Here is a 17,480-nt window from a genome sequence, read left to right on the forward strand (position 1 = left end):
AGGATCAGAAGCCGAGCATATGGTAGAGGAGGTCCCGTTCACGGACATCTATATGGACGACGAGATGATCCAAGAGGTCGAAGCCGTCTTGGAAAGCGGACGATACGTCAAAGGCCCGGTAGTCGAATCGTTTGAGACGTCGTTCGCCGAACAGTGCGGAACCGACTATGCCGTCGGTGTCAACAGCGGGACGTCTGCGATTCTGCTCGGTCTACAGTCACTCGGGATCGGCGAGGGCGACGACGTCTTCGTCCCCGGACACACCTACTTCGCGTCGGTTAGCCCGGTGCTGGAACTGGGCGCGAATCCCATCTTCGTCGATGTTCTCCGGGATACGTACACGATGGATACAGACGATCTCGAAGCGAAGGTAGACACCGCCGAGAATCCGACAGCGGTGATTCCGGTCCATCTCTACGGGCAGATGGTCGAGATGGATCGCGTGACCGAAATCGCCGACGAGTACGACCTGGGTATCGTCGCGGACGCGTGTCAGGCTCACTTCGCGGAACGGAACGGACGGTCTGCGGGAAGTATCGCCGATGTCGGGGCGTTCAGCTTCTACCCCTCGAAGAATATGACCGTCGCGGGGGACGGCGGGATGCTCGTGACTGACGACGCCGAGCTCGCCGAGCGCGCTCGGGCGTTACGTAATCACGGGCGCGACGACGACGGTGTACACCGGCATCTCGGCCTGAACCATCGTATGAGTGAGATGCTCGCAGCAGTAGGGAAAGAACAGTTACAGCACATCGAAGAGTGGAACGAGGGACGGCGTCGTGCGGCACGACACTACGACGAGCGGCTCGGAAATATCGATACAGTGAGGACTCCGGAAGTCGATGACGAAAACAGCCACGTCTATCACCTCTACGTCGTGCAGGTCCCTGACCGAGACGGTTTTCGGGAGTACCTCGCCGACAACGACGTAGACACTGGGATTCATTATCCAACGCCAGCGCACGAGCACCCCGCAGTGGTCGATCGCGTGGGGGAGACGACAGTGGAACGTGCTGAGGAACTCTGTGATAGTATCGTTTCGCTTCCGATGCACCCGCGTCTGTCCGAAGAAGAGGTCGAGTACGTGTGTGACCTGATCGCGGAGTACTACGAATGAAGTACGGTGTCATCGGAACAGGATACTGGGGATCGAATCACGCTCGCGTCGCGGCCGAACTCGCCGAGGAAGACAAAATAAACGACGTCGTTCTCTGTGACGTGGACCGAGACCGCGTAGAGGAACTCGCCGCTTCGTACGATGTCGAGTACACGACGGATTACACCGATCTCCCTTCGCTCGGCGTCGACGCGACCACGGTCGCGACTCCGTCTCCGACCCACCACGAGATCTCGACTTATCTTCTCGAACACGGCGTCAACTGCCTCGTGGAGAAGCCCTTGACACTCGACAGCAACGATGCCTGGGATATGGTCGAAACAGCGGACAAGACCGGTCAGGTACTAGGAGTCGGACACATCTTCAGATATCACCCCGCGTTGAGTGACCTGAAACGACGGATCGAACGGGGCGAACTCGGTAGGATAAAATATCTCAACACGAACCGCTTCTCGTTCCGCGTCCCGCGTGCGACTGCAGGCGCGCTGTACTCGCTTGGGGTCCACGATGTCGATATCTCAAACTATCTCTTAGAGGAGACTCCCCAATCGCTGTACTGCAATCTCGATAGTTTCGTTCGCGATGACGTCGACGAAACAGCGACAATCGTTTTGGAATACGGCAACGCGACGAGCGTAATCAACGAGTCCTGGCAGATTCCTGTCCACGGCAAGCGACGGGACCTCACTGTCGTCGGCTCCGAAAAGACGGCGTATATCGATTATCTCGAGGATACCGTCGTCGAACTGTACGATAGCCGAATAAGACGAGAAGGCGGAAATCTGCGAGCGACGAGTGAAGGTCATCAAGTCTATGAAACAAATAACAGAGAGCCGTTAAAAGTGGAAGTTTCTGAGTTTATCGAAGCGTGCCGGACTGAAGATCAGCTTCGAGCACCCGGGGAAGTGGGTGCAGAGACGGTAGAACTTCTCGAATATTGTGAAGCGTCTTCAGCAGACGATCGAGTGGTTTCACTGGATTAACTACTCTTCGTCGACGTAGCCGACAATCTCGGCTGGATTGCCCGCGACAATAGCATTCTCTGGCACATCTTCGGTCACTACTGCGCCTGCTCCGACAAGGGCGTTCTCTCCGATCTCTACGGGGAGAATAGTCGCGTTAGTTCCGATAGCTGCACCGTTTTGAACTCTCGTTTCTTCCCACTCATCCTTGTTCCCACTCGGGGGGTAGAGGTCGTTAACGAATTTTGCCCCGTGACTCACAAACACGTCATCTGCTAATGTCACAAATGAGCATACGAAGGAATGTGATTGGACCCGACAACGATCTCCAATTTGCACGTCTTCCTGTATCTCGACTAATGATCCAATCATACAGTCATCCCCTATACTGACGCCATAGAGGTTGTCAAACCGCCATATCCTGCAGTTCTCACCGATCACAGAGTCGTGAATAACTGTAAAGTGGCCTATTTCAGTACCGCTTCCCACCGCCGTATTTTCGACGATTGTAAAATCTGACACGGAGACAAGATGACCACAGCCGTAATTAATGTTCTGTTGCTTTGACGATCTGTTCGTAGTACTGCTCAGCCACTGCTTTCCAACTGTGTTCTTTCGCTTTTTGTTGAAGATTCTCACCGTACATACTGGCTAGTTTATTGTCTGATGAAAGCCTCCGAAGCACATCGGAAATTTCCGCTGGATCTGCATCCACGAAAACGAGTTCATCATCGGAGAAGTTCTTTCGAAGTTTGCCATTGTATCCAAGCGTCGGAAGCCCTGCAGCACCGTACTCCATAATTTTGAGCGGTTGTTCCCTGTCTGCTAAGCATAACCCAGCGGAACCGTGATACAGAAACCCAGGGATGAGGTCATACTCGAAGGACCCAAGAAAGTGTGCGTTTTCGCGCTCAGAGACAATTTCTTGGATTCCTGCACCTCGGTCTTTACCGATAAAGACGAATTCCCACCCCGGGGTTCGCTCAGCAGCATCACCGATCTCGGAAAGATAATAATGGGGAACCATACTCCCAATATAGATCGCGATCGGGTTGTCGAGAGCGACACCTCCTTCCTTGAGGGCTTTGTGTGCCTGGTCTTTCGATTTCGAGGACGGGTAGCGGAATCGGTCGTAATCCACAGCGTTCCTCGCAAGAATCGGATGGAGTCCTCGATCTTTGGCGGTTTCGTACGAGTCCGCCTCGACGAAGAAACACGTCTGAGATCGTGCCAAGACCCACCACTCAAACGCTCGAATACTCCCGTAGACTGGGGCTGGGAGATGATTCAAATCCTCGATAGAGTCGCTCACATCACCTATTAGAGGTTTTCGTAGGGCGATGGAGAGGGCATATCCGAGATAGAGACCAATACGCACATTCCCAATAATAACATCATACTCAGTCGATAACACTTCGGAAATCGCCCCAAAAGCGTCCAATCCACTCGTATCGCATATTGTAACCTGAACGTTTTTCTTTTCGAGATGTTCGGCGATACGTTCACGCCGAACACTCACATTCTCGCCGGTAGACGGCCGAAGCCAGAGTACTGTTATTTCTTTATCACTCATAGATCGTCTCCGTTCGGTGTTGTGTTATCCACCCAGTCATCGTCTCATATAAGTGTAAAGTGGATTGAATGAGGAAATGATTATCGCACCAGAATTGATCACTGCGTGGATAAGCATATTTGTCCTATTTTCGCCGGGCTGAATTCTCTTTCGTTACCACTCAGAAGCTATCAAAATGTATTTATCAAATATGGCTGAACGGAGACGTATGTCTGAGTACCTCCTCTCCTTCAAGCCGACCACTCGCGGGTTTGGGGAGCACGATCCCAGTGCTGTACTCTTCAAAGACGGTAAGCTGGTCTTTGGAATCGAAGAAGAGCGTCTCTCCCGGAACAAACATGCCGTCAACGAGTTTCCGCTACGCGCTATCCGGGAATGCCTTTCGTATGCGAATATCACGCTTTCCGACATTGACCAAGTCCGCCTTCCGTATCGACCCGAACTTGTGACGAAACTTCTCTACAACAACGTTTCCGAAATCCTCCGGAATCCTGCTTTACTCGGCGAATCCCAAGGAGATGATCCTGAAAGCGAAAGCGGACCATATCTGCTTGCGAAGAACCTCAATACGTATCGACTCGCGAAACGAGGAGCACTAAATGAAATCGTTCGGCACCGACTAGAACGAGAATTCGATGACGAATGCCCCCCAATCGAAACCGTCGAACACCACCGATGCCACGCCGCGAGTGCGTTCCATCCGGCTGATTTCACAGAAGCGCTCGTACTGACGATTGACGGGCGCGGCGAGTACGACTCGACCGTCGTCTGGCGGGGCGACAAATCCGGGCTCGAACGGATCAAAACCTACGCACATCCGAACAGTCTCGGTCACTTCTATGGGATCGTCACCGAATATCTCGGGTATCGAGCGTTCAACGGTGAGGGGAAAATTATGGGACTTGCCCCCTATGGAAGCAATAACGAAGAGATCGAATCAAAGCTCCGAGATGTGATCGAGGTAACGTCCGAGTACGACGTGACCGATTTAACAACAGGTGGTATCGAAGCCGGTGTCCAGCGCCTCGAACGCCTGTTCAACAGACCTCGGAACGAGACGAAGGGGTCCTTCGACCAGTGGCAGAAGGACCTAGCGTTCATTACACAGAAGCTACTCGAGGAGATCGTCGTCGGAATCGTCCGTCGATACGCCTCGATCGGCTCCGGAAACGTCGGGCTCTCTGGCGGCGTCGCTCTGAACTGCAAGATGAACAAGCGGGTAATGGAACTGGACTCCGTTGAGGAACTTTTCATCCAGCCTGTCGCCCACGACGGCGGACTCGCAGTTGGTGCCGGAATGATCGGTCAGCAGCCCGACGATGTCGAAGCGATGTCGGACGTCTACTGGGGATCGTCTTTCGAGATGGACGAGATAACGCGTGTCCTCGAAAAGAACAAGATCGATTATGAGGTGCCCGAAAACCTCGAAGCAACCATCGCGGAGGACATTGCAGACGGCCAGCTCATCGGCTGGTACCAAGGCCGGATGGAGATGGGACCGCGGGCACTTGGGAATCGAAGCATCCTCGCTGATCCCCGGACCGAAGCCTCTCGCGACCGGGTGAACCGGTACGTAAAGCACCGCGAGGAGTGGCGGCCCTTCGCCCCATCGATGCTCGAAGAGGCAGCCGAGGAATACCTCCATAACGGTGAGCCGTCCCCGTTTATGATCAAGACCTTCGAGGTACGATCCGAAAGGACCGACGAGATCACGGCCGTGCTCCACCCCGGAGACGACACGACCCGTCCGCAAACGGTCAACGAGGATCAAAACCCGCGATACTACCGTCTCATCGAGGAGTTCGAACAACGTACCGGCGTCCCAGTGGTACTGAACACCTCGTTCAACGATCACGGCGAGCCGGTCGTTCGAACGCCGACTGAAGCGATCAAAGATTTCTACGGGATGGGTCTGGACGTATTGGTACTGAACGACGCTGTCGTGCGGAAGCACTGAAGCGATCGCCGTTCAGTTTCCAGCCGACGCAGGTGTGTATGAATTCGACGTGGCAGTTACAACTGGACGACTGACCCGAAGTCAAACCTCGAAGTCGCGTTCCGTGTATCGAACACCAGCGACGACTGCTCAACCACTCGCTCGAAGTCAATTGCCGAGTGGTCGGTCAGCACCAATACACAGTCGGCCGCCTGCAACCGCTCCTCGCTCAGTTCAATAGACTCGTACGCGTGCCCCTCCACTTCGAACTCGGGGACGTGCGGGTCGTGATACTCGATATCGGCACCGCGGTCCTCCAAGAGTCCGATCACGTCGTAGGCGGGCGACTCGCGGACGTCGGAGACGTTCGGCTTGTACGCGACGCCGACGATCAGGACCGACGACCGCGACACGGCGAGTCCCTCCTCGTTCAGCAGTTCCATCACGCGCTGGACCACGTGTTTGGGCATCTCGCGGTTCACCTGGTCCGCGAGGTCGATAAAGCGCGTCTGAATGTCCTGTTGGCCCGCCTTCCAAGAGAGATACAGGGGGTCGACGGGGATGCAGTGTCCGCCCAGCCCCGGGCCGGGGTAGAAGGGCATAAATCCGAACGGCTTCGTCGCCGCGGCGTCGACGACGTCCCAGACGTTCACGTCGAGTTCGTAGGCGATCTGTGCGATTTCATTTATCAGCCCGATGTTGACCGCCCGGAAGGTGTTCTCGAGCAGTTTCACGAGTTCGGCCTCCGTCGCCGACTCGACGCGGACGACATCCTCGAAGACTGGTTCGTACAACGCGGCCGCGCGATCGCCGCAGGCCGGAGTAACCCCGCCGAGAACCTTTGGAATCGCTGTGATGGGATAGTCCTCCCGGCCGGGGTCGATCCGTTCGGGTGAGAACGCGACGAAGACGTCCTCGCCGACGCTCCGGCCGTTCTCCGAGAGCGTCGGTGCGACGAGTTCCTCGGTCGCCCCGGGGTAGACGGTGCTCTCGAGGACGACCGTACAGCCGTCTGGGATCACCCCGGCCAGTGACTCTGTCGCCTCAGCGACGAACGAGAGGTTCGGCTGGCCGGTCTTCCGGAGGGGCGTTGGCACACAGACCGATACACCGGTAACGTCGTCAAGCGCCTCGTAGGACGTTGTCGGACGGAAGCCTCCTTCGAGGGCCTCCTGTACCTCGGCGTCGCTCACGTCCGTCACGTAGGATTTCCCCTCAGCTAACGCATCGACGCGCTCGTCGTCGACGTCGACGCCGACGACATCGTAGCCGGAGCGCGCGAACGCGAGCGCCAGCGGCAGCCCGACGTATCCCAGTCCGACGACGCCGACTGTCTCGGCAGTGTGCGTACTCATTGTGGCTCCCTGCGCTACCGCGGTTTGTTAGGCTTGTTATTCCGAGCGGAAAGCCCCCGGACCGCCTTACCGCCACTTGGTGATTCCGTACAGGTAGCCGAAGCCGACGAGCCCGGTCAGGAGCAGGAGCCAGACGAGTTGGCTCGCGCGCGCCCCGGAGGGGTTTCGCAACAACCCCCGAAGTCGATCCGGCACGGATTCGAGCAGCAGAAATTTGAGAAATTCAGATTCCTCACCGCCTTCGGCGTCGGGGATCAGCGTTTCGAGCGCGCGTTTCGAGTACCCCTGCCAGAAGGCGCGCTTCGCCAGCCACCACGGGTCGGTCCGGTAGTCGAACACCTTGTGTGCGACCTTGGCGTCGGGGTTGTAGATGACGCCCCGACCGAACTCGCGTCGCAACCGCGTACCGAGTTCGGACTCGTGCGCCTGGATCTCCGCGTCGCCCTTCCTGCCGACGTGCGGGTCAAACCCGCCGAGTTCCTCGATCACCTCGCGCCGAAACGAGATGTTCGATCCGAAGGTGTTGCGGACTTCCTCGCCGGGATCGGCGAATCCGCGATGCGTGACGCCGATCAGCCAGTAAAACTCTTCGGGGAGAAACGAGGGCTTCCCGGCGACCCACGCGGCTGTCATCTTCCCGCCCACAGCGACGGCATCGGTCTCTTCGTACACACCAACGAGTTCTTCGACCCACTCGGGATCGGCGATCGCATCGTCGTCGATTTGCGCGACGACGTCACCGGATGCGTGCTCGATTCCGTGATTGCGCGCCGCCGAGATGCCGACGTTCTCGTCTGTCATCGTCACGACCACGTCATCGCGGTCTCCGTAGTCCTCGCGTAGACGCTCGTAGACCGCCTCGTTGCCGTCGGAGACCAACACGAGTTCGACATCGTCGTACGTCTGATTCAACACGCTCTCGACGGCCTCCTCGAAGTGTTCGTAGCTGTCGAGCGTGTACGAACAGATGACGACGGAGACTTTCATCGGCTGAGTGATTCCGACACGGTACCGTAAGGGTTGTGTATACGATCGATTCGGCTGTGGACGATGTCGTGTGAGGATATTAGAATAATGATTAAATTGGATTTTTATGCACGTTTCCGTTCGGATACGGACTCGACGTGAGCCGGCAGACATCGTCGACGTGGGGTTGTCCGTTCCGGGAATACCCCGCTTGGGAACACGTCGGAGCGGGAGTGGTTCCGCGCCCCGGCCGGTGGGGACCGCGGAGAGTACGAAATCCAGATCGCACAAGTCCGACGCAAAACGTACAGAACGGAAAGACATTTCTCGGAGAGCCATCTCGGTGATCGTATGAAAGCTGTCGTTCTCGCGGCGGGACAGGGAACGCGACTCCGGCCGCTCACCGAGGACAAGCCGAAAGCCCTCGTCGAGGTCGACGGCCGGCCCATTCTCAGTCACTGCTTCGATCGGCTCCTGGAACTCGATGTCGACGAACTGCTCGTCGTCGTCGGCTACAAGAAAGAGAAGCTCATCGAGTACTACGGCGACACCTACGACGGCGTCCCGATCACATACGCCCACCAGCGTGAGCCAAACGGACTGGCGCACGCGCTTCTGACTGTCGAAGACCACGTCGACGACGATTTCGTCCTGATGCTCGGCGACAACATCTTCGATGCGAACCTCGCAGACGTCGTCAACCGACAGCGAGAGGACCGCGCCGACGCCGCCTTCCTCGTCGAGGAAGTGCCATACGAGGAGGCCTCTCGATACGGCGTCTGTGACACCAACGACTACGGGGAAATCGTCGAAGTAATCGAGAAACCCGACGAGCCGCCGACGAACCTCGTGATGACCGGGTTCTACACGTTCACGCCGGCGATCTTCCACGCCTGTCACCTCGTCCAGCCCTCCGATCGCGAGGAGTACGAACTCTCGGAGGCGATCGATCTGCTCATCCAGTCCGGTCGGACGATCGACGCGATCCGGATGGACGGCTGGCGCATCGACGTCGGCTACCCCGAGGATCGCGACGAGGCCGAAGAGAGATTAGAAGACGGGTTCGAGGTCGAATCCGAGGACCCGACCGCAACTGCCGAGTAACCCGCTCGACGGTGGCGCTGTTCCGGAGAAAACGACCGATTCTGCCGCCGCTCTCGTCCGCTTAACAAAAGGCTTATTCGCGCTTTCCGAAACAATCTCTCCATAATGGGTTCGCGTAGTGAAGCTGACGACGGAGGAGGCAAGTCGGTCCTCGGCATCGTAGAGGACTGGTATCAGGTCCCCGCGCTCCTCCTCGTGGTAGTTGCAATGTTCGCGATACGGATACAATCGTATTCAAACTTCATCCGAGACGGCGAGGTATTCTTCTCCGGCAACGACGGGTGGTATCATTATCGGGAAGTGATGTACACAGTGCAGAACTGGCCGTCCACGATGCCGTTCGATCCCTGGACGGGCTTCCCCTACGGCGCGTTCGCCGGGCAGTTCGGCACGCTGTACGATCAGATCGTTGCCACGATCGCGCTGGTGGTCGGTCTCGGCTCACCGAGCCCCGAACTCGTCGCGAAGGCCCTCCTCCTCGCGCCAGCGGTCGCCGGCGCGCTCGCGGCGATTCCGGTCTACGTTATCGGCAAGCGTCTCGCCGGCCGGCTCGCCGGTCTCTTCGGTGCGGCCGTCCTGCTGCTTCTGCCCGGCTCCTTCCTCAGCCGGACGCTCGTCGGCACGGCCGACCACAACGCGGTCGAACCGCTCGCGATGGGCCTCGCTGTCGCGGGCCTCGTGATCGCCCTGCAAAAGGCCGCGTCCACCATGCCGGTCTGGGAGGTCGTTCGCGAGGAGGTCGTCGAACGCCGTGAGATCGACACGATCGAGGAGCCACTGAAGTGGAGCCTCCTGGCGGGCTTCCTCACTGGGGTCTACATCTGGACGTGGCCGCCGGGCGTCGTCCTCGTGGGCATCGTCGGCGTCTTCACGCTGGTCAAGATCACGAGCGACGTCGTCAACGAGCAGACCCCGGAACCGACCGCGTTCGTCGTCGCGACGAGTATGCTCGTCGTGGCCGTGATGGCGCTTCTCGACCTCGAACTGCTGTCGTTCTCGACGAACGATCCATCGCTGCTCCAGCCGCTGGCCGCGGCGAGCGTCGCCGCCGCCGCCGTCGTCCTCGCGTGGCTCGCCCGCACGTGGGAATCGGCCGACCTCGACACGAGTCTCTATCCGGCCGCGGTCGCCGGCCTCGCAGTTGTCGGGATCGGCGTCCTCGCCGTGCTCCCGATCGGCGTCATCGACCTCGTCGTGAACAACCTCCTCCGCATCGTGGGCTTCTCTGCGGGCGCGACAGCTCGAACCATCGGCGAGGCTCAGCCCTTCATCGCGCCGTCGTCCCTCCAGCGGTACGGCGTCGAGGCCGCCGGTCGGATCTCGATCGAGTACGGCCTGACGTTCTTCACGGGGCTGGCGGCCGCGGTTTGGCTGTATACGCGCCCGCTCGTCAAGAAAGGGTCCAACCGAGCGTACGGGTACGTCGCCGGCGCGCTGGCGATCATCGCGCTCATCTTCCTCGTCCCGGCCGTTCTCGGAGGCGTCGAGAGCGTTACTGGCATCGACGAACAGGTCGCCGGACTGCTGATCGTCTCGGCGCTCATCGTCGGTGCAACATATCTCACAGAATACGACGCCGACAAACTGTTCATCGTCGTCTGGGCCGTGTTCATCACGTCGATGGCGTTCACGCAGGTCCGCTTCAACTACTATCTCGCGCTCGTCGTCGCCGTGTTCAACGCCTACCTCTTCGGGCAGGTCCTCGGGTGGGTCAACCTCGACGTGTCCGCACGCGAGGCCGTCGACGACATCCACGGCTATCAGGTACTGGCGATCGTCGCCTCGCTCCTCCTGATCCTCGGGCCCGCGCTCGCCGTCCCGATCACCGTCGGCAACACGCAGACGTCGCCCGCGTGGCAGTCCGCGCAGAACCACAATCCCGGCGCGGTCACCGTCTGGGACGAGTCGCTCTCGTGGATGCAAGGAAACACCCCCGAAGAGGGTAATCTCGGCGGCGCGGGTAACGCCGATCAGATGGAGTACTACGGCACCTACGAACGGACCGACGACTTCGAGTACCCGAAGGGGGCCTACGGGGTGATGTCCTGGTGGGACTACGGCCACTGGATCACCGTCGAGGGCGAGCGCGTCCCGAACGCGAACCCGTTCCAGCAGGGCGCGACGAGCGCCGCGAACTTCCTGCTCGCGCCGAACGAGACCCAATCGGAAGCGGTCCTCACCTCGCAGAGCACCGAGGGCGATCAGACCCGCTACGTGATGGTCGACTGGCAGATGGCGACCCCGGGCTCGAAGTTCAGCGCGCCGACCGTGTTCTACAACGCGGAGGAGAACGTCTCCCGCGAAGACTTCCTCCAGCCCCTGTACCGCTTCGACGACGAGAACGAGGGGCAGTTCGTCGGGACCACCACGGTTCGGACGGACCGCTTCTACGACAGCACGATGACGCGGCTGTACTACTACCACGGGAGCGCCCAACAGCCCTCGCCGGTCGTCGTCGACTGGGATCCCCGCCAGGTACAGGCCGCCGGCGGCGACTCGGTGACGGTGCCGGCGAACCCGCAGGGCGAACAGACCTTCGTTCGGACCTTCGAGAACATAAGCGCCGCCGAGGCGTACGTCGAAGAGGACGGCACCGCCCAGATCGGCGGGATCGGGCAGTACCCGTCCGAACGCGTCGAGGCGCTGGAGCACTACCGTCTCGCGCACGTCAGCAACACCTCCGCGTCGAACTCGATCCTCCGGACCACCGGCCGCAATTCGCAGATCCTCGGCGTCAGCCCGCAGGCGGCCGTCCCGAGTAACCCCGCGTGGGTCAAGACCTTCGAGCGCGTCCCCGGTGCGACGGTCGAGGGCAGCGGTGCGCCCGCGAACACCAACGTGACGGCGCAGACCGAGCTCCGGATCCCGAACACGAACTCGACGTTCACCTACACGCAGCGCGCGGAGACGGACGAGAACGGTAACTTCGAGATGACGCTGCCGTACTCGACGACCGGCTACGACGAGTACGGCCCGGAGAACGGCTACACGAACGTCAGCGTGCGCTCGACGGGCCCGTACACGATCTCCTCGCCCGCGTCGTTCCAGAACGGGTCGATCGTCAACTACCAGGCGAACCTCTCGGTCGCTGAAGGCGACGTCAACGGCGACGAGGACGGGGCCGTGAGCGTGGAACTCGAACGCAACGAGCAGCAGTTACAGATCGGCGGCGGCTCCGACGGCGACTCGGCGTCCGCCTCGACGTCGACCGATGGTACGACCGACGGCTCCGGAAGCACCGACGGCACGTCCGGTGACTCCTCGTCCGACACCCAATCGAGCCTGCACGCGCCGACAGTCGAGACCGGCGTCGCGCGGGCGAGCTAACGCCGCTCGGACGCGTTTTCGTAGTCTTCACGCGTAGAGAGCGCCGGAAGCGAGTCGTCAGCGCCGTCAGTAGCGACCGTCGAATCCTCGCAGAAAGCCGAAGTCGATGTTTACTCGATCGTCATCGAAACCTCGCCTGACTCCAGAAACGCCGTCTCGTAGCCGTCGTGGCGGGCGATCTGCGGCGGGGTCGTGATCGAGATCTGCAGCTCGTCGCCCGCGCGGATTGCAGTGGCGTCGCCGTCGGCGGCGCCGTAGTGGTAGCCGAGATCGGGGTCCAGCGTCGACGCCAGCCGGGCCTCCGAGACCGTCTCACCGTCCTGGGTCACCGCCGCTTCGAGACCCATCATCGGGAGGACGATCTCGTTGTGCCGCGTCCGCGCGGAGACGTACAGGTACGGGTCGGCGTCGAACCGGCCGTCCAGGTCCCCTCCTTCGACCGCGAAGGCCTCGAAGACGACGTCGCCGACGCTCCCGCGTCCGAGGTGTCGTCCGGGGAGAGAGTCGGCGTCGGGCGCGCGACCGACGGGCACGCCGTCCATCTTCATCGGGGCGATCGCGCCGCGCTCGCCGCCGTTCTCGGGTTCGGAGATCGAGATCTCCGAGAGCTGATTCGGATCGAACTCGAAGTCGATCGTCGCCGTCTCCGTCGACTCGAACGCCCCTTCGAAACCGCCCGTGCGGCGGGGTGAAACGCCGCCGATCCGTATCCGCGCCTCGTAGGCACCCGCGCCGTCGAGCGGGTAGTTGTCGCCGTAGTGCATCCCCATCTGCTGGGAGAGCATCGGATAGGCCACCTCCTGGGAGACGAGGCCGTCCTCGTTTCGGATCTCGACCGCCAGCCCCGAATCGATCGGAAGCGCCATCCCGGTCTCGGTGTCCCACAGCGACGCCATCAGGTGGAGATCGTCGTCGGCCTCGACGACCGTCTTCGATTTCTCCGCGCCCGTGAGCGTCCAGAAGCGGTGCGGATAGGAGTAGGTGAGCGCGACGCCGTACCGGCCGGCGGTCGCGCGCCCGTACATCCCCATCCCCTCGGTGACCGCCGGGACGTAGACGGCGTCGGGTCGGTCGGGGGCCAGAGGCGGGTCGCGCCAGGCGGACTGCCGCTGGAAGCCGAGCGTCTGGAGACAGCCGGCGGTCCCGAGCAGGCCGCCGGCCGCGACGCTCCCGAGGAACGCGCGCCGGGTCCTGCTCGACTGCGAGCGTGTCGGGGGTGAAGGTGCCATCGTCTCTCTCGAACTTGCGACTCGACGGTGATGACGGTTCCGAAGGCCGAGCGAGCGGGCGGTCGCGTCGAGCCCCTCACCGAACGTCTTCGCGCGTGAGCCACTCGTACTCCGCGTCGGCGTGCTTTCGTTCCGCTTCGCGGATGCCGGTGTAGTTGGCGATCAGATCAGTCGTCGAGACGACGCCGACGACGTCGATGCCGTCGACGACGACGAGGCGGTGGACGTCGTTCTCGCGCATCTGTCGGGCCGCTCGCCGAATAGAGGCCGACGGTCCGATCGTGACGAGCGGCGCGCTGGCCGCGCGCCTGACGTCGATCGCCGACAGCGGTTCGTCCGTTCGGCGGGTCGCTTCGAGGACGTCGCGCTCGGTGACGATGGCTCCCGGCGCGCCGTCGTCGGTGACGACCGCGCTCCCGACGTCGGCGTCGAGCATTCGACCGACAGCCTCGGCGAGTGAGGCGTCGACGTCGACCGTGACGACCGACGACGACAGAATGTCGCTGACGCGCATAGTGGCCGAAGACGCCCGGAATACAAAAAGACCGCACTGGTCGCGGCGGGAGGAGAGCGGTTCCGACCGGCTCCGACGCCCCGCTCGCGCTTACAGGAAGTCCTCGACGTACTCGGCGACCTCGTTGGGCGTGTCGCCGACGGGAACGCCCGCGTCGTTGAGCGCGTCGATCTTCGACTGGGCGGTTCCGGTCCCCGATCCCGACACGATCGCGCCGGCGTGACCCATCCGCTTGCCCGGCGGCGCGGTGCGGCCGGCGATGAAGCCCGCGACGGGCGTGTCCATATTCTGTGCGATGAACTGCGCGGCCTGCTCCTCGTCCTCGCCCCCGATCTCGCCGCACATCACGACCGCTTTCGTCTCCGTATCGGCCTCGAAGGCCTCCAGTGCGTCGACGAACGACGTGCCGATGATCGGGTCGCCGCCGATGCCGATGGCGGTGGTCTGGCCGAGCCCCCGTTCAGTGAGATTCGAGACGACCTGGTAGGTCAGCGTCCCCGAGCGGGAGACCAGACCGACGTCGCCGGACTCGAAGATGTTGCCGGGGAGGATTCCCAACTTCGCCTCGCCGGGCGTGATGATCCCGGGGCAGTTCGGGCCGATGAGGCGGGTGTCCGTTTCTGAAAGGCGCTTGTTCACTTTGGCCATATCCTGCGTCGGGATGCCCTCCGTGATCGCGACCACGAGGTCGAGATCCGTATCCAGGGCCTCGAAGACGGCGTCGCCGGCGAAGGCCGGCGGGACGAACACGACGGACGCGTCGGCGTCCTCGGCCTCGACCGCCCCATCGACGGTGTCGTAGACCGGCACGCCGGCGACCTTCTGGCCGCCCTTGCCGGGGACCGCGCCGGCGACGACGTTCGTGCCGTACTCGATCATCTGCTCGGTGTGGAACTTCCCCTCCCCACCGGTGATTCCCTGTACCACGACTCGGGTGTCGTCGTCGACGAAGATGCTCATTGGGATGCCTCCTGTGCGTTCTGGACCGCTCGCTGTACCGCGTCCTCAAGCGTCGCCTCGACGTCGACGAGGTCGGTGTTGAGGATCTCCATTCCCTCCTCGGCGTTCGTCCCGGCCAGTCGGACGACGACCTTCTTCGGGATCTCGTCGAAAGATTCGAGCGCCTCGTTGATCCCCTTGGCGACCTCGTCGCCGCGGGTGATACCGCCGAAGATGTTGAACACCACGGCGTCGACGTTCTCGTCGGAGAAGACCATATCCAGGGCGTTCGCGACGCGCTCGGCCTTCGCGCCGCCGCCGATGTCGAGGAAGTTCGCGGGCTGACCGCCGAAGTGATCGACGAGGTCGAGCGTCGTCATCACGAGGCCCGCGCCGTTGCCGATGATTCCCACGTTTCCTGCGAGGCGGACGTAGTCGAAGCCGTACTCGTTGGCCTTCGCTTCGAGGTCGTCTTCCGCGGCCTCCTCTTCCATCTCCGCGAGGTCCGGTTGTCGAAAGAGCGCGTCCTCGTCGATGTTCATCACGGCGTCGGCCGCGACGACCTCGCGATCGGCCGTGATCATCACGGGGTTGATCTCGATCTCGGAGGCGTCCTTCGACTCGTAGAGCTCGTAGAGCGTCGAGAGGATCGACGCGACGTCGCCGGCGACGTCCTTCGGAATGCCGGCGTCGTAGACGGCCTTCCGGGCCTGGTAGGGGTGCAGTCCGAACGCGGGGTCGATGTGCTCGCGGGCGATCGCCTCGGGCGTCTCCTCGGCGACCGATTCGATGTCGACGCCGCCCTCCGTCGAGACCATCGCGACGGGCTCGCCCTCGCCGCGGTCCATCGTGATTCCAACATATAATTCGTTCTCGAAGTCGACGCCCGCCTCGACGAGGACCTTCTCGACCGTGTACCCCTTCAGGTCCATTCCGAGGATCTCGTCGGCGTACTGCCGGGCCTCCTCCTCGCTGGTCGCGATCTTGATGCCGCCGGCTTTCCCGCGCCCGCCGACGTGTACCTGTGCCTTGATCGCCGCCGGGTAGCCGATCTCCGAGACGGCCTCGACGACCTCCTCGACGGTCGTCGCGAGGTGCGACTCGGGGATCGGAACCCCGGCATCGGCGAAGACGTTCTTCGCCTGGTATTCGTGTAAGCGCATCGTCCGAGAGAGGGACGCGCGCCCGCATAAAGCCCGTCGATATCCGTCTCGGTACCGGGATCGAACGACGGTCCGAGGACGCTATTCCGACGCCGCGTACAGGCGAACGAGGCTGCACTCTGGGCAGACGTCCACCTGCGCGACCCGACCGGACCGCCCGAAGAGCCGACCGCGACCGCTCACGTCGACGCGGAGTTCGGTCGCGTCGCTGGAGGTCTCGTGGGTCGCTTCTGTCATCTCGACGTCGCCGTCCGGACACACTCGGGTCGACGTACCCTCGCCCTGTGAGGCGTGGTTTATCAAGGTCCGCGACGAACGACCGCCCGATGCGCGCAGTCAGATTCCACGAGCACGGCGGTCCCGAGGTACTGACGGTCGACGAGGTCGACGATCCCGTCCCCGATCACGGACAAGTACTCGTCGACGTCGAAGCCGCCGCGGTGAACCCGGTAGACACCTACTTCCGCGAGGGCGAGTATTCCGTCCCGCACCTGCCCTTCATCGGCGGATCGGACGTGGCGGGCACCGTCGCCGCCGTCGGCGACGGCGTCGAGGCCTTCGCCGTCGGCGACCGCGTGTTCGGCACGGGGCTGGGCAACGGGATGCCCGGATCGTACGCCGAGCGGGTCGCCGCGCCCGCAGACGTCCTCGCACACCTTCCCGAGGAGGTCGCCTTCGACGACGCCGCGGCGCTCGCGCTCGTCGGGACGACGGCCTGGCAGGGGCTCGTCCACCACGCCGGCACCGAACCCGCCGAGACGGTGCTCGTCCACGGGGGCAGCGGCGGCGTCGGCCACGTCGCGATCCAACTCGCGGAGACGATGGGCGCGCGCGTCCTCGCGACGGCCTCGCCCGAGCACGCCGACGAACTCGACGCCCTCGGCGCGAGCGAGGTCCTCGACTACGCCCGGGACGACCTCGCCGAGGCCGTCGCGGACGCCGGGGGCGCGGACGTGATCGTCGACCTGCACATGGATCGGTACCTGCAGTTCAACGCGGACGTCGCGAACGTCGGCGCGCGCGTGATCGGCATCGGTAACGACACCTCGAGCGGCGGCTTCGACGACATCGGCGTCACGAAGGGCAAAGAGATCCGGTACCAGTTCATGTCGATGTACAACGCCGACGACATCGGCGCGGTGCTGACGCGGCTGGCCGACCTCTGTGCCCGCGACGAGGTGTCGCCCGTGATCCACGAGACGTACGATCTCGAAGCGACCGGCGAGGCCCAGCGCGCGGTGCTGGAAGACAGCTTCGTCGGAAAGCTCGTGTTGACGCCGTAGGGAGCGCCAGAT

General features: G+C 61.9%; 15 protein-coding genes. 6 read left to right on the forward strand and 9 right to left on the reverse strand.

All coding sequences use genetic code 11. The features are described from left to right. Positions 1-19 precede the first annotated feature (19 nt). Both NO360_RS03295 and NO360_RS03300 read left to right on the forward strand, forming a co-directional pair. The gene (locus NO360_RS03295) at positions 20-1,117 is read left to right on the forward strand and encodes a DegT/DnrJ/EryC1/StrS family aminotransferase (protein ID WP_256305995.1); all 1,098 of its coding nucleotides are present in this window, start codon (positions 20-22) and stop codon (positions 1,115-1,117) included. Continuing rightward, positions 1,114-2,100, forward strand: a complete 987-nt coding sequence (locus NO360_RS03300; RefSeq protein WP_256305996.1) for a Gfo/Idh/MocA family protein — start codon at positions 1,114-1,116, stop codon at positions 2,098-2,100. The genes NO360_RS03295 and NO360_RS03300 overlap by 4 nt, the downstream gene beginning before the upstream one ends. On the opposite strand, the gene NO360_RS18845 is transcribed toward NO360_RS03300, so the two are convergent. Both NO360_RS18845 and NO360_RS03315 read right to left on the reverse strand, forming a co-directional pair. Continuing rightward, the gene (locus NO360_RS18845) at positions 2,101-2,601 is read right to left on the reverse strand and encodes an acyltransferase (RefSeq protein WP_345780174.1); all 501 of its coding nucleotides are present in this window, start codon (positions 2,599-2,601) and stop codon (positions 2,101-2,103) included. Positions 2,602-2,626: 25 nt separating this feature from the next. Beyond that, positions 2,627-3,652, reverse strand: a complete 1,026-nt coding sequence (locus NO360_RS03315) for a glycosyltransferase family protein (RefSeq protein WP_256305998.1) — start codon at positions 3,650-3,652, stop codon at positions 2,627-2,629. A 208-nt stretch (positions 3,653-3,860) separates the two neighbouring features. Here NO360_RS03315 and NO360_RS03320 point away from each other — a divergent pair, with 208 nt between their 5' ends. Continuing rightward, a complete protein-coding gene (locus NO360_RS03320) occupies positions 3,861-5,609 on the forward strand; it encodes a carbamoyltransferase family protein (RefSeq protein ID WP_256306000.1) in 1,749 nt (582 codons plus the stop codon). A gap of 56 nt (positions 5,610-5,665) precedes the next feature. Here NO360_RS03320 and NO360_RS03325 read toward each other — a convergent pair whose 3' ends face one another. Beyond that, on the reverse strand, positions 5,666-6,943 hold the full coding sequence (locus NO360_RS03325; RefSeq protein WP_256306002.1) for a nucleotide sugar dehydrogenase: 1,278 nt from the start codon (positions 6,941-6,943) through the stop codon (positions 5,666-5,668). A 66-nt stretch (positions 6,944-7,009) separates the two neighbouring features. Next, a complete protein-coding gene (gene aglG / locus NO360_RS03330) occupies positions 7,010-7,930 on the reverse strand; it encodes a glucosyl-dolichyl phosphate glucuronosyltransferase (RefSeq protein ID WP_256306003.1) in 921 nt (306 codons plus the stop codon). A gap of 330 nt (positions 7,931-8,260) precedes the next feature. Between aglG and aglF the strand changes: the two genes are divergently transcribed. Continuing rightward, positions 8,261-9,013 carry a UTP--glucose-1-phosphate uridylyltransferase AglF gene (gene aglF / locus NO360_RS03335; RefSeq protein ID WP_256306004.1) on the forward strand — a complete coding sequence of 251 codons (753 nt, stop codon included), beginning with the start codon at positions 8,261-8,263 and terminating at the stop codon, positions 9,011-9,013. A 105-nt stretch (positions 9,014-9,118) separates the two neighbouring features. Then, positions 9,119-12,340 carry an oligosaccharyl transferase, archaeosortase A system-associated gene (locus NO360_RS03340; RefSeq protein WP_256306006.1) on the forward strand — a complete coding sequence of 1,074 codons (3,222 nt, stop codon included), beginning with the start codon at positions 9,119-9,121 and terminating at the stop codon, positions 12,338-12,340. A 110-nt stretch (positions 12,341-12,450) separates the two neighbouring features. Here the strand turns inward: NO360_RS03340 and NO360_RS03345 are convergent, their stop codons facing one another. From NO360_RS03345 to NO360_RS03365, 5 genes are all read right to left on the reverse strand, one after another. Beyond that, complete coding sequence (locus NO360_RS03345; protein ID WP_256306007.1) at positions 12,451-13,569, reverse strand: DUF7350 domain-containing protein; 1,119 nt, start codon at positions 13,567-13,569, stop codon at positions 12,451-12,453. Positions 13,570-13,645: 76 nt separating this feature from the next. After that, a complete protein-coding gene (locus NO360_RS03350; protein ID WP_256306008.1) occupies positions 13,646-14,083 on the reverse strand; it encodes a CBS domain-containing protein in 438 nt (145 codons plus the stop codon). Between the two features lie 90 nt (positions 14,084-14,173). After that, positions 14,174-15,043, reverse strand: coding sequence for a succinate--CoA ligase subunit alpha (sucD, locus tag NO360_RS03355; RefSeq protein WP_256306009.1), 870 nt, complete (start codon positions 15,041-15,043; stop codon positions 14,174-14,176). Next, positions 15,040-16,185, reverse strand: coding sequence for an ADP-forming succinate--CoA ligase subunit beta (gene sucC, locus NO360_RS03360; protein ID WP_256306010.1), 1,146 nt, complete (start codon positions 16,183-16,185; stop codon positions 15,040-15,042). The genes sucD and sucC overlap by 4 nt, the downstream gene beginning before the upstream one ends. Positions 16,186-16,266: 81 nt before the next feature. After that, positions 16,267-16,422, reverse strand: coding sequence for a hypothetical protein (locus NO360_RS03365; RefSeq protein WP_256306011.1), 156 nt, complete (start codon positions 16,420-16,422; stop codon positions 16,267-16,269). Between the two features lie 89 nt (positions 16,423-16,511). On the opposite strand from NO360_RS03365, the gene NO360_RS03370 reads away from it, so the two are divergent. Beyond that, positions 16,512-17,468, forward strand: coding sequence for an NADPH:quinone reductase (locus NO360_RS03370; RefSeq protein WP_256306012.1), 957 nt, complete (start codon positions 16,512-16,514; stop codon positions 17,466-17,468). The last annotated feature ends 12 nt before the right edge of the window (positions 17,469-17,480 follow it).

It is taken from the genome of Halobellus litoreus (assembly GCF_024464595.1).
Taxonomy (GTDB): Archaea; Halobacteriota; Halobacteria; order Halobacteriales; family Haloferacaceae; genus Haloquadratum; species Haloquadratum litoreum.